Raw genomic sequence first — 15,729 nt, 5'->3', positions numbered from 1 at the left:
AGTAATTTTATTTTAAAAACTCGTTGATTAGATTAAATCATGCCTATAAAATATGTTGAATCTATTAATTATAAGTACTCAATAACCCCCAACTGTATTCTGCGCTGTTTCATTAGATAACATCTGTTTGATTTCGACAACAGCATTTTCCAGATTTTTAATCTTGCTGTTTTGACCTTCTAAGGTTTGTTGCTGCTCTTTAACTGCATTAATTAAAATAGGAATCAATTCGATATAATTTACACTTAAAATTTTTTCTGGGTCATTACCTTCATGTATGAGGGCGGGGAGAATCTGCTGTAGTTCTTGCGCGATAACACCATAATGTATTTTTTTTGTATTATCGCTCTTAAAATTGTATTGATGGGTCTTTATCCTTTCAAGTGTACGAAGGCCGTATTCAAGGTTTTGTATATTTTCCTTTAAACGAACATCAGATGTTTCTGTGACACTTACCGCGGTTATATTTTGAGATGCAGTTAGATTTGTAGTGGTGATATCTGCCCCTGCGGTTATATTTGCTGCGGCTGTTATGTTTCCAGATGCATTTATATTAGCCGCGCTTAAATTTGAAGTGTTTATAGTCTTAACAAACAGATTGCGCCATCTGTTGCCCGTTAGGCCCAGATCTTTTGTATTAGTACTCAAAGGATAGAAAGCATTTGCCGTCATATTATAGGTGCTGGTAGTCGTACTGCCTACACTATAACCAATTACACCTGTTGCTTTTAAGTTTATATCATCTTGCACAGTCCCTTCTCCATCATTTTCTATACCTATGGTGAGCCGGCCATTTTCATTAGATCCTGTAGCAGTCCCATCGTAATCTTCCTGATATCTGATATAGGCATAATCACTGTCTCCATTGACCTTACTCTTGAAAACAACTGATGATTCTCCTCCGGTATTGCCATGCTCAAGCGTAAGCGACCCTCCGTTATAGCTAGGTGTAGATCCGGTAACCTCGTAAAGGTGCAGGGCACCGTAAGCATTATTTTTTCCAATAGCGAGCTTTCCATTTGTATAAATATTATCATCAATGGAAGTGGGCGGCGTTGTAGTTTGCTGTTTGTACCAGGCCTTGCTGGTTGATTCATATATTGAGCTTGGAGTGGACTGAGTGACCTCACCGTTGGTATTTACTCCTAGTAGGAAACTAGGGCTTTCTGTAAAAGCAGTATTTCCATAGGCATTTAATCTTAAACGCCCGTTAGAATTGAACCGAAAGCGTTGTGTGCTTCCCAAACTGATATTAAAGGCATGACTGTCAAGGTCAAGTGTGCGGTCCTGGGTTATCTTTCCGCTGGTCGTGTAAATGTTTTGTTCATCGCCAGTGCGTAGTTTAATCCATTTGCCCGATTGCCAATAATAAAAGCCTGGAGTAATTTGGTTAGACCCTGAATTTGCTGTTGCTGTGTTGTATACTAACATTGATTCTGGCATATCTGATTGATTACCATAAATAGGAGTGCTAGAATTTAAACCAGTTAAGGCAACCCTATTGATAAGAAGGCCTTTATTTTTTGAACCTAAATCCAGAGAAGCTTTAATGTTAGGATTTATGTTAGAGATTCCTACAGAGCCACTGGCTACAAGATTAATGTTGTCAATATCTGCAGAATCATTATTAGCACTACCATCATTTTCAACACCTATGGTAAGAAGGCTATTCTCATTTGAGACGTTGGTACTGTCGCTATCATCCTTATAGCTTATGTATGCATAATCACTACCGGAGTTTGCTTTACTCTTAAACAAAATGGAAGACTCACCACCACTGTTACCATGCTCTAGTATTAGACTTCCTGTTTGGTTTGTAGCTGCACTACCCGTGGACTCATAGATATGCAGAGGAGCAACCGGTGTATCTATATTAATTCCTATTTTACCGTTTCTGGTAGAATTTGTAAAGGCTAAGCTTTTATTAGAGAGGTCTACTTTCCTGTTTTCTGTAAGAGTGGCATCATTTGTATAGATATTCTTCTCTGAGATAGACATGGGGTTCCATTTACCTGCCGACCAATAATAAAAACCAGGTTTAACCTGGGTATCGCCAGAACCGGCTGTTGCCGTGTTATAAACGAGCATGGATTCTGGGATATCTGCTTGGTTCCCATATATAGGGCTTCCGGAAGTTATACTCGTTAATGCTACTCTGTTTATGAGCAGACCTTTATTTTTCTGTCCTAAATCCAGTGAAGCTCTTATATTAGGATTTGTGTTTGCAATTCCTATGGAGCCACTGGCTACAAGGTTCATATTATCTGCAATATCTTCCCGATTATTAGTTGTTCCATCATTTTCTACCCCTATGGTAAGTAATCCTTTTTCTAAGGCTGCGTCTGTGGTATCCACGTCATCCTGGTAACTTATATATCCATAATCAGTTCCCCTGTTGCTTGAACTGGGAAAGACTATAGAGGAAACTCCAGTACCATCATTTACATTATGTTTTATTACCAGGGATCCGCTAGTGGGTGAGGGTGGGGAGTTGTTAGAAATTAAGGTCGTCATTCTATTAGTATCTATGACAAGAGCTTCTGTAGTGCCTATGGCAAAACCATGACCGGTACTGGATGACCAGTAATATTCATTTGAGTTTAGACCTGCCGGTGATAGATATAAATAATCATTATCTACAGCATTATTGATATATCCAAATATATGATCATCCAGATTAATGGTTCGCAGGTTATCTGTTATCGTTCCATTGTCAGTATAAATGCTGGTGTTATCATCATCTTCCTCTACGGTAAGTTTAGCCCAGTTTGTTCCGGTCCAGTAGTAAAAACCTTTACCGGTAGTAGCATTAAGGTTATACACCAGAAGACTCTCACTTTCTAGAATATTTCCCGTTATGGGTGCTTGTGTGCTTAAATCAGTGATGTTTACCCGGGGTATCAAAATACCTTTATCACCATTGGTAGATCTAATGTCAAGAATAGAAGATTCTTCCGGAGTTTCCGTGCCTATTCCTATCTGGGCAATACTATTGCAAGTTAGTAGTATGGCACAGTAAAGCAGCACCTTTCGTAGTAGAAAAGTAATATTCATCATAAATTTGGGGGTTTAGACTTTGCCTTTTAAACAAAAATCAGTCGCAAAAGTATATTATTTTTCATAAATAGAGATTATTTTGTGAGAATACCGTAGGATTTATTTTTTATTATTTTATAAGTATTTGTAAATCATAAGGTTACATTGTTGTATAATTATTTTAATGATATTCAACGGACTTATCGATATAGATAGCGACAATAATTACTACTTTTTCTGTTTTTTATTTCTTTATCTTTGACCCATCGATGTACTACTTTTTAACTTCTAAACGCTTACTGAGCAGGGGATATTTAGGAATCGCCCTTTGGCCTTTTATTATTATAAAATACGAAGCATTGAAGCAAGATGCTGTTTTTGTAAATCATGAGCGTATTCATTTAAGGCAGCAGGCAGAATTATTGATTTTACCTTTTTATATTTGGTACGGTATAGAATATGTTATTCGCTGGATTCAATATAAAAATACTTATTTGGCTTACAAAAATATCTCTTTTGAAAGGGAAGCCTACCATCATGAAAAATCATTATCCTACCTAAAAACGAGAAAAATGTGGTCTTTCGGCCTATATCTATGAACATTTTTGATCAGCATTTAGATAGTAAAAATCAGTTTCTTTTTAAAGATTCAGCTACTGGAATCCGTTTGACTGTAAAGCGGGAGGATCAACTGGATGCGGCCGTTTCCGGAAATAAATTCAGGAAACTTAAATATAACATCGCAGAGGCAAAAGCAAATGGTTTTAAGACATTGCTTACCTATGGCGGTGCTTTTTCAAATCATATTGCGGCTACCGCCAAGGCAGGAAAAATTACCGGATTAAAAACAGTAGGGATTATTCGTGGGGACGAACTAGGCGCAGACTTGCAAAAAACCTTTTCTCAAAATGCTACGTTGCGGTTAGCAGATGCATGCGGGATGCAACTCAAATTTATCTCGCGCGGCCAGTACCGGGAAAAAGGAACGCCCTGCTTCCGCGAAAGCGTGCTCACGGATTTTGAGGATTTTTATGAACTGCCGGAAGGTGGCACCAATGCACTCGCCATAAAAGGTTGTAAAGAGATCCTTAATGCAGAGGATAAGGATTACGATTATATTTGCTGCCCGGCGGGCACGGGTGGAACCGCCGCCGGGATCATTGAAGCTTCCGAAAAACACCAACAAATACTCGTTTTTTCGGCTTTAAAGGGAGATTTTCTAAAGGAGGAAATTGCGCGGTTTACCACAAAACAAAACTGGAGTTTGATCACAGACTATCATTGTGGCGGTTATGCACGCGTGAGTTCAGATTTGATCACGTTCATCAATGAATCCAAAAAGACCTACAAAATACAGTTAGATCCCATCTATACTGGCAAGATGTTTTATGGGATACACGAAATGATCAGAAGTGGCTATTTCTCTAAAAATACCCGTATTTTAGCCGTTCATACTGGAGGTCTGCAAGGTATTCCGGGAATCAATGCCCGACTCAAAAAACAGGGATCTAAGTTAATAGATTATGAGAATTAAGCACATAATTAGTATAATTCTGGTTTGTTTTATCGCGCTGAGCTGTGGTAGCAGTAAGCGAAAATACCGTGAAAATGCCCGAAAAACAGTCGTTATTGACCGAAAAAACACGGAAACCAATATTCCTGCAGCAACATCACCGTCTACTGAAAAAAAAGTGACCAGTGCCTCTTACTCCAGTGTTGAGGGATATCTGGCAGCTTTCTCGCGTATTGCTCAGGAAGAAATGCGTACGTATAAAATTCCGGCAAGTATAACACTGGCGCAGGCCGTGCTTGAATCTGGCGCGGGAAAAGGGGCGCTAACCCTCAAGGCAAATAACCATTTTGGTATAAAATGCCACGACTGGACCGGCGATGTGGTTTACCATGATGATGATGCCCGCGGCGAATGTTTCAGGAAATACAATGATCCTAAATTCTCTTTTAGGGATCATTCCCTTTTTCTGACCGGCCGGCAGCGCTATGCCAGTCTCTTTAACCTCAAGCCAGATGATTATGAGGGTTGGGCCCAGGGATTGCGCAAGGCAGGTTATGCCACAGACCGAAAATATCCCGAAAAATTGATAAGTATTATAGAACGTTACCGTCTATATATATATGACAGTGAAGTGCTGGGCAATAATCCCGGTAAATTTGCTGAGCGGTCTAAAAACGTTGTCAATATTCACACCGTGCAAAAAGGGGATACCCTCTACGCGATCGCTAAGAGATATAACCTTACGGTGGAAGAATTAAAAAGTAAAAACAGACTTTCTGGAAATACCATAGAAATAGGCCAGGAACTTAATGTTACACCCGAATATAACGGATTTTAATGATGCAGTATAAAAGAAGCAGTGCGCTATTTGTTGAGGCGCAAAAAGTAATACCCGGCGGCGTAAACTCACCAGTACGCGCGTTCAAATCAGTAGGTGGTGACCCCATCTTCGTAAAAGAGGCCAAAGGCGCTTATTTATATGACGAAGATGGCAACCGGCTTATTGACTATATAAATTCCTGGGGTCCTATGATCCTGGGGCACGCCTATCAACCCGTGGTTGATGCGGTGATCGAAAAAACCAAAAAGGGGACTTCCTTTGGGATGCCCACGGAACTGGAAACCAAAATTGCGCAGTTGGCCGTAAAAATGGTCCCGAATATTGATAAAATACGCTTTGTAAACAGCGGTACCGAAGCCTGCATGAGCGCGGTAAGGCTGGCGCGCGGTTTTACCGGAAGGGATAAGATTATCAAATTTGCCGGATGCTACCACGGTCATTCTGATTCATTCCTGATACAGGCGGGGAGTGGCGCGGTTACTTTTGGTTCGCCCAATAGTCCCGGAGTTACCAGGGGAACGGCAAAAGACACTTTGCTGGCGCCCTACAATAACCTGGATAAAGTTGCAGAAATATTAGAGGCAAATACAAATGAAGTCGCCTGTATTATTGTGGAGCCGGTCGCCGGAAATATGGGCTGCATCCCACCCGCAGGAGGTTTTCTGGAAGGACTGCGCGAACTCTGTGATTCTCACGGTGCGTTACTTATTTTTGATGAGGTCATGACCGGTTTTAGGTTGGCTCCCGGTGGTGTGCAGGAACTTCTGGGCATAAAGGCAGATATTGTGACTTTTGGTAAAGTGATAGGTGGCGGACTCCCAGTGGGGGCTTTCGCTGCGCGGAATGAGATCATGGACTATCTTGCGCCTCTTGGGCCCGTCTATCAGGCAGGAACATTGAGCGGAAATCCGCTGGCAATGGTTGCTGGTCTCAAAATGCTTGAAGCGTTAGACGCAGATCACGGTATCTTTAAAAACCTTGCCGAAAAAACCGAATACCTTCACAAGGGTATCGCCGAAGCCCTTAATAAGAACAATGTGGTTCATACCATAAACCGAAAGGGATCTATGCTATCGGTACATTTTGACTCGGCTGCGGTAACTGATTTTGAATCAGCTGCAAAAGGGGACAATGAAACCTTCAAAAAGTTCTTTCACGGTTTGCTTGATAACGGCATTTATATTGCACCAAGTGCTTATGAATCCTGGTTTATCACAGATGCATTAACGTACGAGGATCTGGATGAAACGATTTCCGCAGTAGCGAAAATTGCTCCAACGCTGAATTAATTTAGTGTAAAAACAGCTTATTAAGACCTAAAAACGCCCGATTTTCATTGAAAATCGGGCGTTTTTTATTGATTTTAATGGTTCTATCCTTCTGAGAACTTTCAGTAATTCAGAAGTTTCAAAATTACTCTTTTATTTTGACGGTTATTTCTTCCCCGTTTTTCTCTACTATTGCAAGTTCCTGTTTTGTCAAACCTTTAATGCCCTTATCCCATTTTTTGTTGCTGAGTCCGCTTTGCTCTTTGAGCGTTTCCAGGGGCAGGTTTTTTTCTTTTTTCAGTATGGAATAAATCGCTTTTTCAGATTCGGAAAGATCCAATGGTTTTTTCTCCGGTTTCATTTGAGGAAAGAACAGCACTTCCTGAATGGAAGCATTATCCGTCATGAGCATCACTAAGCGATCAATACCAATACCTATTCCAGATGTGGGCGGCATACCGTATTCTAACGCACGAAGAAAATCCTGATCAATGAACATAGCTTCATCATCGCCTTTTTCGCTTAGCGCCAGCTGATCTTCAAAACGCGCGCGCTGCTCTAGCGGGTCGTTGAGCTCAGAATAGGCATTTGCCACTTCCTTACCGTTTATCATAAGTTCAAAACGTTCGGTGAGTGCGGGATTGGAGCGGTGCTCTTTAGTCAACGGACTCATTTCTTTAGGATAATCTGTGATAAATGTGGGCTGCTTATAATGGTGCTCACATTTTTCACCAAAAATCTCATCAATGAGTTTGCCCACGCCCATGGTATCATCAACTTCCAGATCCAGTTCTTTTGCAATGGTGCGCAGTTCTTCTTCAGATTTACCGGCAACTTCGTAGCCCGTATGTTTTTTAATAGCTTCGAGAATGGGAACGCGTGGGTAGGGCGCTTTAAATTCAATTTCTTCTTTGCCCACTTTTATTTTACTGTTCCCAGTGGTGTTGATGGCAACTTTTTCAAGTAATTCTTCGGTCATGCTCATCATCCAGTTATAGTCTTTATAGGCTACATAAAGTTCCATCACCGTAAACTCAGGATTATGGGTACGGTCCATCCCTTCATTTCGGAAATCTTTTGAAAACTCATACACTCCATCAAAACCACCTACAATAAGTCTTTTTAAATAAAGTTCATTGGCGATACGCAGATACAATGGAATATCAAGCGCATTATGGTGCGTTATAAATGGCCTTGCCGTGGCACCCCCGGGAATAGGTTGTAAAATGGGTGTTTCAACTTCCAGATAATCCCGCTCATTGAAAAACTGGCGAATGGTATTCGTGATTTTAGTTCGTTTTATAAACGTATCGCGCACTTTTCGGTTAACGATAAGATCTACATAGCGCTGGCGGTAACGTTGCTCAGCATCAGAAAAGGCGTCAAATGTATTTCCTTCAGCATCTGTGCGCGGTTGTGGCAAGGGCCGTAACGATTTGCTCAAGATCTGAAAATCTTTGACCATGATTGTTTTCTCACCTACTTGCGTAGTAAATAATTCACCTGTAATACCTATAATATCACCTATATCAAGCAATTTTTTATAGACATCATTGTATAGCGTTTTGTCCTCGCCCGTACAGATCTCATCTCTGTTAAAGTAGACCTGAATGCGACCGTCGCTATCCTGCAACTCGGCAAAAGAAGCTTTCCCCTGAATACGGCGCGTCATCAGGCGGCCTGCAATAACCACTTTTTCACCTTCCTTATAGTCCTCTTTTATCTTTTTTGAGGTATGCGTAAATTTGAATTCCGCAGCGGGATATGGGTTAATATCCATTTTGCGCAGGGTCGCGAGTTTCTCACGCCTTATGATTTCCTGTTCTGAAAGTTGCATTTAGCTTGGTTTTAAGCGCAAATATAAGTACTAGCAAGCAAAAATCAGTATAAATAGCGGTGTCCTTATAGTGTAGTGGGAAGTTTGATTTTAATTGTTTTCAGTCTGTTATTCTGAATTAAAAGGCGATTCAGATGAAGTGCTCTGGGCTATAGTTCTGTCTTTATTTGTAATTTTACACATGGCCAAAAAAATTGAAATACGCGACCTGGGGCTTAAGGATTACAAAGAGACCTGGGAATATCAAGAGCAGCTCTTTAGGGAGATTCTTGACTTAAAAATCAGTAATAGGAGAGAAAATAAAAATGAACCGACTCCCAATTACCTGCTTTTTGTTGAGCATCCCCATGTGTATACGCTGGGCAAAAGCGGGGACATACGAAACCTGCTGTGCACGGAGGCGCAACTTCAAGAAAAAGGGGCCAGTTTTTACAAAATAAACAGGGGAGGGGACATTACCTATCATGGTCCCGGTCAGATCGTGGGTTATCCCATCCTTGATCTCGAAAATTTTTTTACAGATATACACAAATACCTGCGGTTTCTTGAAGAAATGGTTATTCTCACCCTCGCCGAATACAATATAGAGGCTGGCCGGTCTCCAGGAGAAACGGGCGTATGGCTTGATGCGGGAACGCCTTATGCGCGTAAGATATGTGCCATGGGTGTACGTGCCAGCCGATGGGTCACCATGCACGGCTTTGCTTTTAACGTCAACGCAGATCTGGGCTATTTTGATAATATCATTCCATGTGGCATTCAAGGTAAAGCGGTCACTTCCTTAAATGTTGAACTTGGAAAAAAAATTGTCTCGATGGAAGAGGTAAAAGGCAAGTTGCTGCATCATTTTAAAACTCTCTTCGAGGCAGAATACGAGTATACCAATCAATAAGCTTTACAAGCTCAACAGTCATACTTCAATTATTTTACTGCAATTTCATATGACAATGGCCTTTAGATAAGGCCACTGTCACCTTATATCATTTTTCTACACGGATTCTTTTTGGTCTGATACAGCATTATCTTCCCTTTTATTCTGGTTATTTCCATATATAAATCACCTATTTAACTCGGTTTTTCGGCTTAAACTTGTTAAAACTACCATCGATTGCGAGGTAAATCAATACTTGCTAGACGAATGGTATATTTAAATATCAATATCTCAATGTTTACATATATAAATTGATAATCTACTAACTGACATTTATAGATTTTAATATAATCTGATAAAAGGTTATTTTTTATTGACGAAATGCTATTTCAAGAAATATAAAATCGATTTTAGTCACAAATAGATGTTAAATAACTGATTATCAAAAACTTATAACGATTTAGCTTCGTATGTATAGCATAAAAGATAACCACATTAACTTTAACATTTAAATTATGAAAAAACAACAAATTAAGGTATCCACCGTAAATGGGCGTAACAGGCGTCAATTTCTTAAAACGAGCGGATTGGCCGTTGCCGGTTCTGGGCTTTTAGTAGCCTGTTTTGACGACAAGGAATTATATGGCAACGACGGCCCTTTTGATTTAGGTGGCGGGGATTTAGGTGTTTTAAATTATGCTTACGCCCTTGAGCAGCTTGAAGCCGATTTTTATACTAAGGTTTTGAACGGTAGCTACTGGTCTGGTGCAGCTGAAGAAGAGAAAATGATCATTCAGGATTTATACAATCACGAATTGAACCACAGGGACTTTTTGAAAGTCGCCATTGGGGCAAATTTTAGTGAAGATGAAAGACTACCTACACTGGAGTTTGATTTTAGCAGTGTAGATTTTAACGACAGGGATGCCGTACTTTCTACCGCCCAACTTCTGGAAGACACCGGGGTTAAAGCATACAATGGTGCAGGAAAAATTATTGAGACCGGACTTTATCTAGTACTTGCCGGTAAAATTGTTTCTGTGGAGGCTAGGCATGCAGCAGCCATACGCAGCATACGTGGTGGCAATATGGACGATTTCAAATTATTTGCAGGTGATGATGCGGTAGATCCGGAAACTGGTCTGGACGGCGCCGAAAATCCTTCGGTGATTCTTGCCGCAGCAGGTGGCTTTATCGTTACCGAATTCACGGCAAACAAATTACCATAATCAACAACACTACAATTAACCTTAAACAAAATATATTATGAGTATACTAAAACTTTTAGAAGATTTCACCACGGAAAAGCTCACCGTAGCGCCCTCTTCCCGTAGGCAAATGTTTGGATCAATGGGTTCTCTTGGAAAGAAAGCCGCAATTGCAGCAATTCCCTTTGGCCTTGCCGCCAGTTCCAGTAAAGCTAAAGCCGCTACCGTACAGACTTATCCCAATTCGTCATTACAGTTGGCACTTGTTCTTGAATATCTTGAAGCCGAATTTTATACCAGAGCTTTAGAGTCTGGTGTATTAGCAAATTATCCAAAAGCGGAGGCTGTGTATATGCAAATTTCAAAACATGAAAATGCCCATGTAAGCCTTTTAAAAGGTGCTCTGGAGGATAATGCCTTTGAAGCTCCAGAATTTGATTTTACCGCTGGTGGAAATTTTGATCCTTTTGGTAAAGATGGGACCAATTCTGCTATTGCTTATCAACAACTTTTGGCTTTGGCGCAGGCTTTTGAAGATACGGGAGTGCGAGCGTATAAAGGTCAGGCAACTAATTTGATGAACGATCCCGCATTGCTTACCGTTGCGCTCCAGATCCATTCAGTTGAAGCAAGACATGCTTCAGAAATACGAAGGTTGAGAGGATTAAAAGGTTGGATCACGGGTGATGACCGTGGTATGGGCTTACCACCTGTTGCGCAGGCAGTTTATATTCATGAAGATAATACGATGCAGGGCGGTGTTGATGTAACCACATTAGGTGATGGCACTCCATTCACGTTTGAGTCCTCTACAGAGGCTTATGATGAACCACTTACGAGTGATGATGCAGGAGCTATAGCCGCTTTGTTCTTGATGTAATACAAGTCAGTTATTAGCATGATTAAAGCCACTTGTATAAGGTGGCTTTTTTTTAAAATAGAATCCTATTATGCCAAACCGTTAGTAGGTTAGGTTTCTGTATGGTTTAATTGAAATGTGTACTGTTCAGGCAATAACCTGAAGGATTTGCGATGATGGCTGGTTATGCCAAATTCCCTGATCGCTTGACGATGGGCTTTTGTAGGATAACCTTTGTTCTGTTGCCAGCTGTAGACAGGAAATTTCAGGGCGAGCGCTTCCATGTACAGGTCGCGTTCGGTCTTCGCCAGGATAGATGCCGCGGCAATATTCAGAAAACGACTATCCCCTTTGACCATGCAGTCATGAGAGCAGTTTTTGTATTTATTAAAGCGATTTCCATCTACAAGTATGTGCTCAGGTCGCAGGCTCAACTGGTCAATGGCCAGGTGCATAGCCTTGAATGATGCGTTTAAAATATTGATTTCGTCAATTTCTTTAGGGAAAATATGGGTTATGCCAAAGGCGAGCGCTTCATTTATAATAATCTCCCGGAGTGCACTTCTTGTCTTTGAAGAGAGAAGTTTGGAATCATTAATTAACCCTGTTTTAAATTTAGGAGGCATGATAACTGCGGCAGCGGTCACCGGGCCTGCTAAGCAACCACGACCCGCTTCATCAGTACCACATTCAATAAGGTTGTTTTGATGTTTTAAAATCATATTAAGAATTTAAAAATACATACTAAATTCACTGCTAAAAAAGGTTAAATTATAATTAAAATATTGTATTTTAAAGGTATTTGCCAATAATACAAAAATCGATTTAGTTGAGTTGTTTTATTATCATATTGGCAAATTATTTTATCAAATTTTTCGTTTATCAGCATTTTTTTCTTAAAAATAAGGATAGTAATTATGTTAAAAATCGAGCTATTTAACTTTAATTTTTGTTTTATATAAAAAAAAAGGTCATGTTTGTGACTGGCTAATTCAAATAATTTCTTATGAAAACAAAATTTACATGGTATTTTGTCATGGGTTTCTTCCTATTGACACAGTTTGCCTTTGCACAACAAAAAACGGTTACTGGTACGGTGACTGATCCTGACGGGTTACCACTTCCTGGAGTTAATATTATTGTGGAAGGTTCAAACACAGGAACTCAAACTAATTTTGATGGAGAATATTCTATTGAGACATCTGAAGGAGAGCTTTTAGTATTTTCATACATTGGTTTTAAAAGGCAAGAAGTTAAAGTAGGCTCCTCAAATACAATAACTTTAAGTATGGAAGCTGGTGAGGCTCTCGATGAGGTCGTAGTTGTAGGTTATGGTACGACAACACGTCAGGCTTTTACCGGAACAGCTACAACTATAAATTCGGAAGATATTGAATTGAAAAACTATTCAAACTTGACACAGTCACTTGCGGGAGAAGCTCCCGGGGTTCAGGTTATAAATACTTCTGGTCAGCCAGGAACTACATCTACCGTACGTATTAGAGGTTTCGGTTCGGTTAATGGAAATAGATCCCCGCTCTATGTAGTTGATGGAGTTCCATTGACAACATCTTCATTTGATGCCGACGGAGAACCTATAAACACGGGTAGCTTAAATTCTATTAATCCAGCAGATATAAAATCAACGACAATACTAAAGGATGCTTCCGCAACAGCGATTTATGGTTCTCGAGGCGCTAATGGTGTTGTACTTATTACAACAAAATCTGGTTCTGCATCAGAAAGCTATATAGAGGTAGATCTGAAAACTGGGGTGAACACGCAAATTTTACCCAGATATGATGTTCTAACATCTCCTGAGGAATCTATAGGTCTAGTTTGGGAAGCAAAGGTAAATAGACAATTACTTCTAGGTAGTGGAAATGTCTCTAGGCAAGATGCTATAAATACTGTTAATGATGCCTTGTTTACTAGCTATCTTGCCCCTGGATATAACATGTGGAATGTCGCAAATGGAGCTGAATTAATAGATCCAGCTACTGGTATGGTTAGGCCTGGTGTGACCAGGAGATATACTCCAGAACTTTATGAAGATGCATCATTTAGTCCATCTTTTAGAAAAGAGGCAACTTTAAGAATGGGTGGGGGTAACGAGAAATCTACTTATTTTATTTCTGGCGGTTTTCTTGACGACGATGGTTACGCAATAAACACGGGTTACAAGAGATATAACACGAGAATTAATTTGAACTCAAATGTAAAAGAATGGTTGAATGTAGGTGCAAATCTGGGTTATACTTACTCTGAAACTGTAAATAATGGGCAAACTGATGGGGCGGAAAACTTATTTGAATTCGCAGATAAAATGAATCCATTTTATCCAGTCTTTCTCAGAGATGACAATTATCAGCTTGTTCTTGATCCTATTTTTGGAGGGTTTCAATATGATTATGGTTCTAATTCAGGTTTTAGGGATAGAGCAAATTCAAACAACCTAAATCCTGTAGCTTCTTCTCTTTATGATTTTAATGGAACGGACAGAAATGAAATCATAGGTAGTTTCAATGCAAAAGTTGATTTATTGGAAGGTTTAAATTTCGAGACTACTTTTGGTCTTCAATATTCCAATAACGTATTTAAGTCTATGGGTAATCAATTCTACGGAGTTGCTACGGCAAATAGCGGTGATTTGTTTATTCAGCAAAGGGAAACCTTAACATCAAACTTTTTGCAATTGTTGCGTTATAATAAATCCTTTGGGTCTCATTCTTTTGAGCTTCTGGCTGCCCACGAAAGCAACGATTTAGAAGAAACTGTAAGTACAGACTTCAAAGGAAAGGCAATTATTCCTCAGGGATTGGAATTGGATAACTATATCATCAATCTACAACAGCCAACTGGTTTCTCGCAAGGCCGTACTTTAGAGTCATATTTTGGACAATTGAATTATGATTTTAATGACACCTATTATTTGACAGGAACTATACGTCGTGATGGTTCATCTCGATTTGCCAACAATAAGTGGGATACTTTTGGCTCTGTGGGTGCTGCTTGGGTAATTTCAAACGAAAGCTTTTTGTCAGACAGTAATCTGGTTCAGTTTTTAAAGCTTAAGGCCTCTTATGGTGTAACGGGTGATGAAAGTGGAGTGGATTACTATACCGGGCTTAACACCTTTGGCGTTACAAATGTCAATGATGCATTTGCAATCGCACCCGAAGTTTTCGCTAATCCAGATTTGACCTGGGAGACTGCACAGCAGTACCAGGTGGGTGTTGAATTCGATTTAGGTGGATTTTTAGATGCTAGTGTTGACTATTTTATAAAGGATACTGATAATCTAATTTTTGATAGAAGGATATCTCCTTCTTCTGGGGTTGCAACTATTGTTGTTAATGATGGGGTTCTTAGAAACAGTGGTTTAGAAGTTAATCTTAGCGGGCATATACTTAAAACAGCTGATGTAGCAATTGATCTTTCTTTAAATGGAGCTATATATAATAATAAGATTCGCACGATGCCAATTGATCCTGAAACGGGGGCTCCATCTAATCTCAATATTGTAGGTCGTTATGGTTATTCAGAGGGAAGAAGTATATATGATTTTTATATTAGAGAATCTGCAGGAGTAGATCCTCAAGACGGATACCCCATTTGGAATCAGTATTATGATGATGTAAATGGGAATGGTTCTTTTGATGAAGGTGATGTGGCTATTGGTTCTTTAACCCCTTACTTAGCAGAGAATGAAAATGCGAACATAAATAGTCAAACAACTAAAACATATGCGGATGCTACTCAGAAATTTGTAGATAAAAATGGTATTCCCGACATAGCAGGAGGGTTCCGTTTAAATGCTAATTTCTACAATTTTAATCTCTCTACACAGTTTACTTACTCCTTAGGAGGATGGGCTTATGATGCTCAGTATTCTGAATTGATTCACGATAACAATGGTGGTATCGTAGCTACAAATAGACATAAAGATGTAAGGAATAGATGGCAGCAACCGGGAGATATTACCACTGTACCAATTATTGCAGATCGTGTGATACCTAATGTGAGTTCTACTTCAACCAGGTTCTTAACAAGCACAGATTATATCGCATTAAACAATGTTGTTCTAGGATATAACTTTCCGCAGAAAACATTGGAAAGTTTTGGTATGAGTGGCTTAAATATTTATGCTTCTGGGGATAACCTTTATTTTAAAGGTGCTAGAGATGGTTTTAATCCTACAACTAGCGAAAGCGGTAATTCTGACAGGGGACTTTATGCTCCGTTAACAACGTTTACAGTAGGAATACGAGCTAAATTTTAAAAAAAGATATAATC

Annotated in this window: 11 protein-coding genes; 8 read left to right on the top strand and 3 right to left on the bottom strand. The window is 39.7% G+C overall.

The genetic code is table 11. The features are described 5' to 3' along the window. Window positions 1-78 precede the first annotated feature (78 nt). A complete protein-coding gene (locus P162_RS04875; protein WP_081868378.1) occupies window positions 79-3,057 on the bottom strand; it encodes a tail fiber domain-containing protein in 2,979 nt (992 codons plus the stop codon). Window positions 3,058-3,305: 248 nt separating this feature from the next. Here P162_RS04875 and P162_RS04870 point away from each other — a divergent pair, with 248 nt between their 5' ends. From P162_RS04870 to hemL, 4 genes are read left to right on the top strand one after another with little or no spacing between them, the layout of a single operon-like run. Next, window positions 3,306-3,635, top strand: coding sequence for a hypothetical protein (locus tag P162_RS04870; protein WP_031426111.1), 330 nt, complete (start codon window positions 3,306-3,308; stop codon window positions 3,633-3,635). Next, entirely contained in the window at window positions 3,632-4,570 is a 939-nt protein-coding gene (locus tag P162_RS04865) for a 1-aminocyclopropane-1-carboxylate deaminase/D-cysteine desulfhydrase (protein ID WP_031426110.1), read from the top strand. The genes P162_RS04870 and P162_RS04865 overlap by 4 nt, the downstream gene beginning before the upstream one ends. Next, on the top strand, window positions 4,560-5,387 hold the full coding sequence (locus tag P162_RS04860) for a glucosaminidase domain-containing protein (protein WP_031426109.1): 828 nt from the start codon (window positions 4,560-4,562) through the stop codon (window positions 5,385-5,387). The genes P162_RS04865 and P162_RS04860 overlap by 11 nt, the downstream gene beginning before the upstream one ends. A 2-nt stretch (window positions 5,388-5,389) precedes the next feature. Next, window positions 5,390-6,679: a glutamate-1-semialdehyde 2,1-aminomutase gene (hemL, locus tag P162_RS04855; protein ID WP_031426108.1), complete on the top strand. Its 1,290-nt coding sequence runs from the start codon at window positions 5,390-5,392 to the stop codon at window positions 6,677-6,679. A gap of 124 nt (window positions 6,680-6,803) precedes the next feature. On the opposite strand, the gene lysS is transcribed toward hemL, so the two are convergent. Further along, window positions 6,804-8,495, bottom strand: coding sequence for a lysine--tRNA ligase (gene lysS, locus P162_RS04850; protein ID WP_031426107.1), 1,692 nt, complete (start codon window positions 8,493-8,495; stop codon window positions 6,804-6,806). 181 nt (window positions 8,496-8,676) lie between these two features. On the opposite strand from lysS, the gene lipB reads away from it, so the two are divergent. The 3 genes from lipB to P162_RS04835 all read left to right on the top strand — a co-directional run bounded on the left by lipB (window position 8,677) and on the right by P162_RS04835 (window position 11,454). Next, window positions 8,677-9,387 carry a lipoyl(octanoyl) transferase LipB gene (gene lipB / locus P162_RS04845; protein WP_031426106.1) on the top strand — a complete coding sequence of 237 codons (711 nt, stop codon included), beginning with the start codon at window positions 8,677-8,679 and terminating at the stop codon, window positions 9,385-9,387. 494 nt (window positions 9,388-9,881) lie between these two features. Beyond that, window positions 9,882-10,595 carry a ferritin-like domain-containing protein gene (locus tag P162_RS04840; RefSeq protein WP_031426105.1) on the top strand — a complete coding sequence of 238 codons (714 nt, stop codon included), beginning with the start codon at window positions 9,882-9,884 and terminating at the stop codon, window positions 10,593-10,595. A gap of 37 nt (window positions 10,596-10,632) precedes the next feature. Further along, complete coding sequence (locus tag P162_RS04835; RefSeq protein ID WP_031426104.1) at window positions 10,633-11,454, top strand: ferritin-like domain-containing protein; 822 nt, start codon at window positions 10,633-10,635, stop codon at window positions 11,452-11,454. 89 nt (window positions 11,455-11,543) lie between these two features. Here P162_RS04835 and P162_RS04830 read toward each other — a convergent pair whose 3' ends face one another. Further along, window positions 11,544-12,155 (bottom strand): ribonuclease HII, encoded by a 612-nt coding sequence (locus P162_RS04830; RefSeq protein WP_031426103.1) that lies wholly within the window; start codon window positions 12,153-12,155, stop codon window positions 11,544-11,546. Between the two features lie 284 nt (window positions 12,156-12,439). On the opposite strand from P162_RS04830, the gene P162_RS04825 reads away from it, so the two are divergent. Beyond that, window positions 12,440-15,715, top strand: a complete 3,276-nt coding sequence (locus P162_RS04825) for a SusC/RagA family TonB-linked outer membrane protein (protein ID WP_031426102.1) — start codon at window positions 12,440-12,442, stop codon at window positions 15,713-15,715. Window positions 15,716-15,729: the final 14 nt, after the last annotated feature.

It is taken from the genome of Flavimarina sp. Hel_I_48 (assembly GCF_000733945.1).
In the GTDB taxonomy this organism is placed as follows: domain Bacteria; phylum Bacteroidota; class Bacteroidia; order Flavobacteriales; family Flavobacteriaceae; genus Leeuwenhoekiella.
This window is presented reverse-complemented; position numbering and strand designations above follow the sequence as displayed.

Bases quoted from the DNA above. Each gene is read 5' to 3' on its own strand.
- P162_RS04875 (WP_081868378.1), bottom strand. From the start codon at position 3,057: ATGATGAATATTACTTTTCTACTACGAAAGGTGCTGCTTTACTGTGCC.
- P162_RS04870 (WP_031426111.1), top strand. From the start codon at position 3,306: ATGTACTACTTTTTAACTTCTAAACGCTTACTGAGCAGGGGATATTTA.
- P162_RS04865 (WP_031426110.1), top strand. From the start codon at position 3,632: ATGAACATTTTTGATCAGCATTTAGATAGTAAAAATCAGTTTCTTTTT.
- P162_RS04860 (WP_031426109.1), top strand. From the start codon at position 4,560: ATGAGAATTAAGCACATAATTAGTATAATTCTGGTTTGTTTTATCGCG.
- hemL (WP_031426108.1), top strand. From the start codon at position 5,390: ATGCAGTATAAAAGAAGCAGTGCGCTATTTGTTGAGGCGCAAAAAGTA.
- lysS (WP_031426107.1), bottom strand. From the start codon at position 8,495: ATGCAACTTTCAGAACAGGAAATCATAAGGCGTGAGAAACTCGCGACC.
- lipB (WP_031426106.1), top strand. From the start codon at position 8,677: ATGGCCAAAAAAATTGAAATACGCGACCTGGGGCTTAAGGATTACAAA.
- P162_RS04840 (WP_031426105.1), top strand. From the start codon at position 9,882: ATGAAAAAACAACAAATTAAGGTATCCACCGTAAATGGGCGTAACAGG.
- P162_RS04835 (WP_031426104.1), top strand. From the start codon at position 10,633: ATGAGTATACTAAAACTTTTAGAAGATTTCACCACGGAAAAGCTCACC.
- P162_RS04830 (WP_031426103.1), bottom strand. From the start codon at position 12,155: ATGATTTTAAAACATCAAAACAACCTTATTGAATGTGGTACTGATGAA.
- P162_RS04825 (WP_031426102.1), top strand. From the start codon at position 12,440: ATGAAAACAAAATTTACATGGTATTTTGTCATGGGTTTCTTCCTATTG.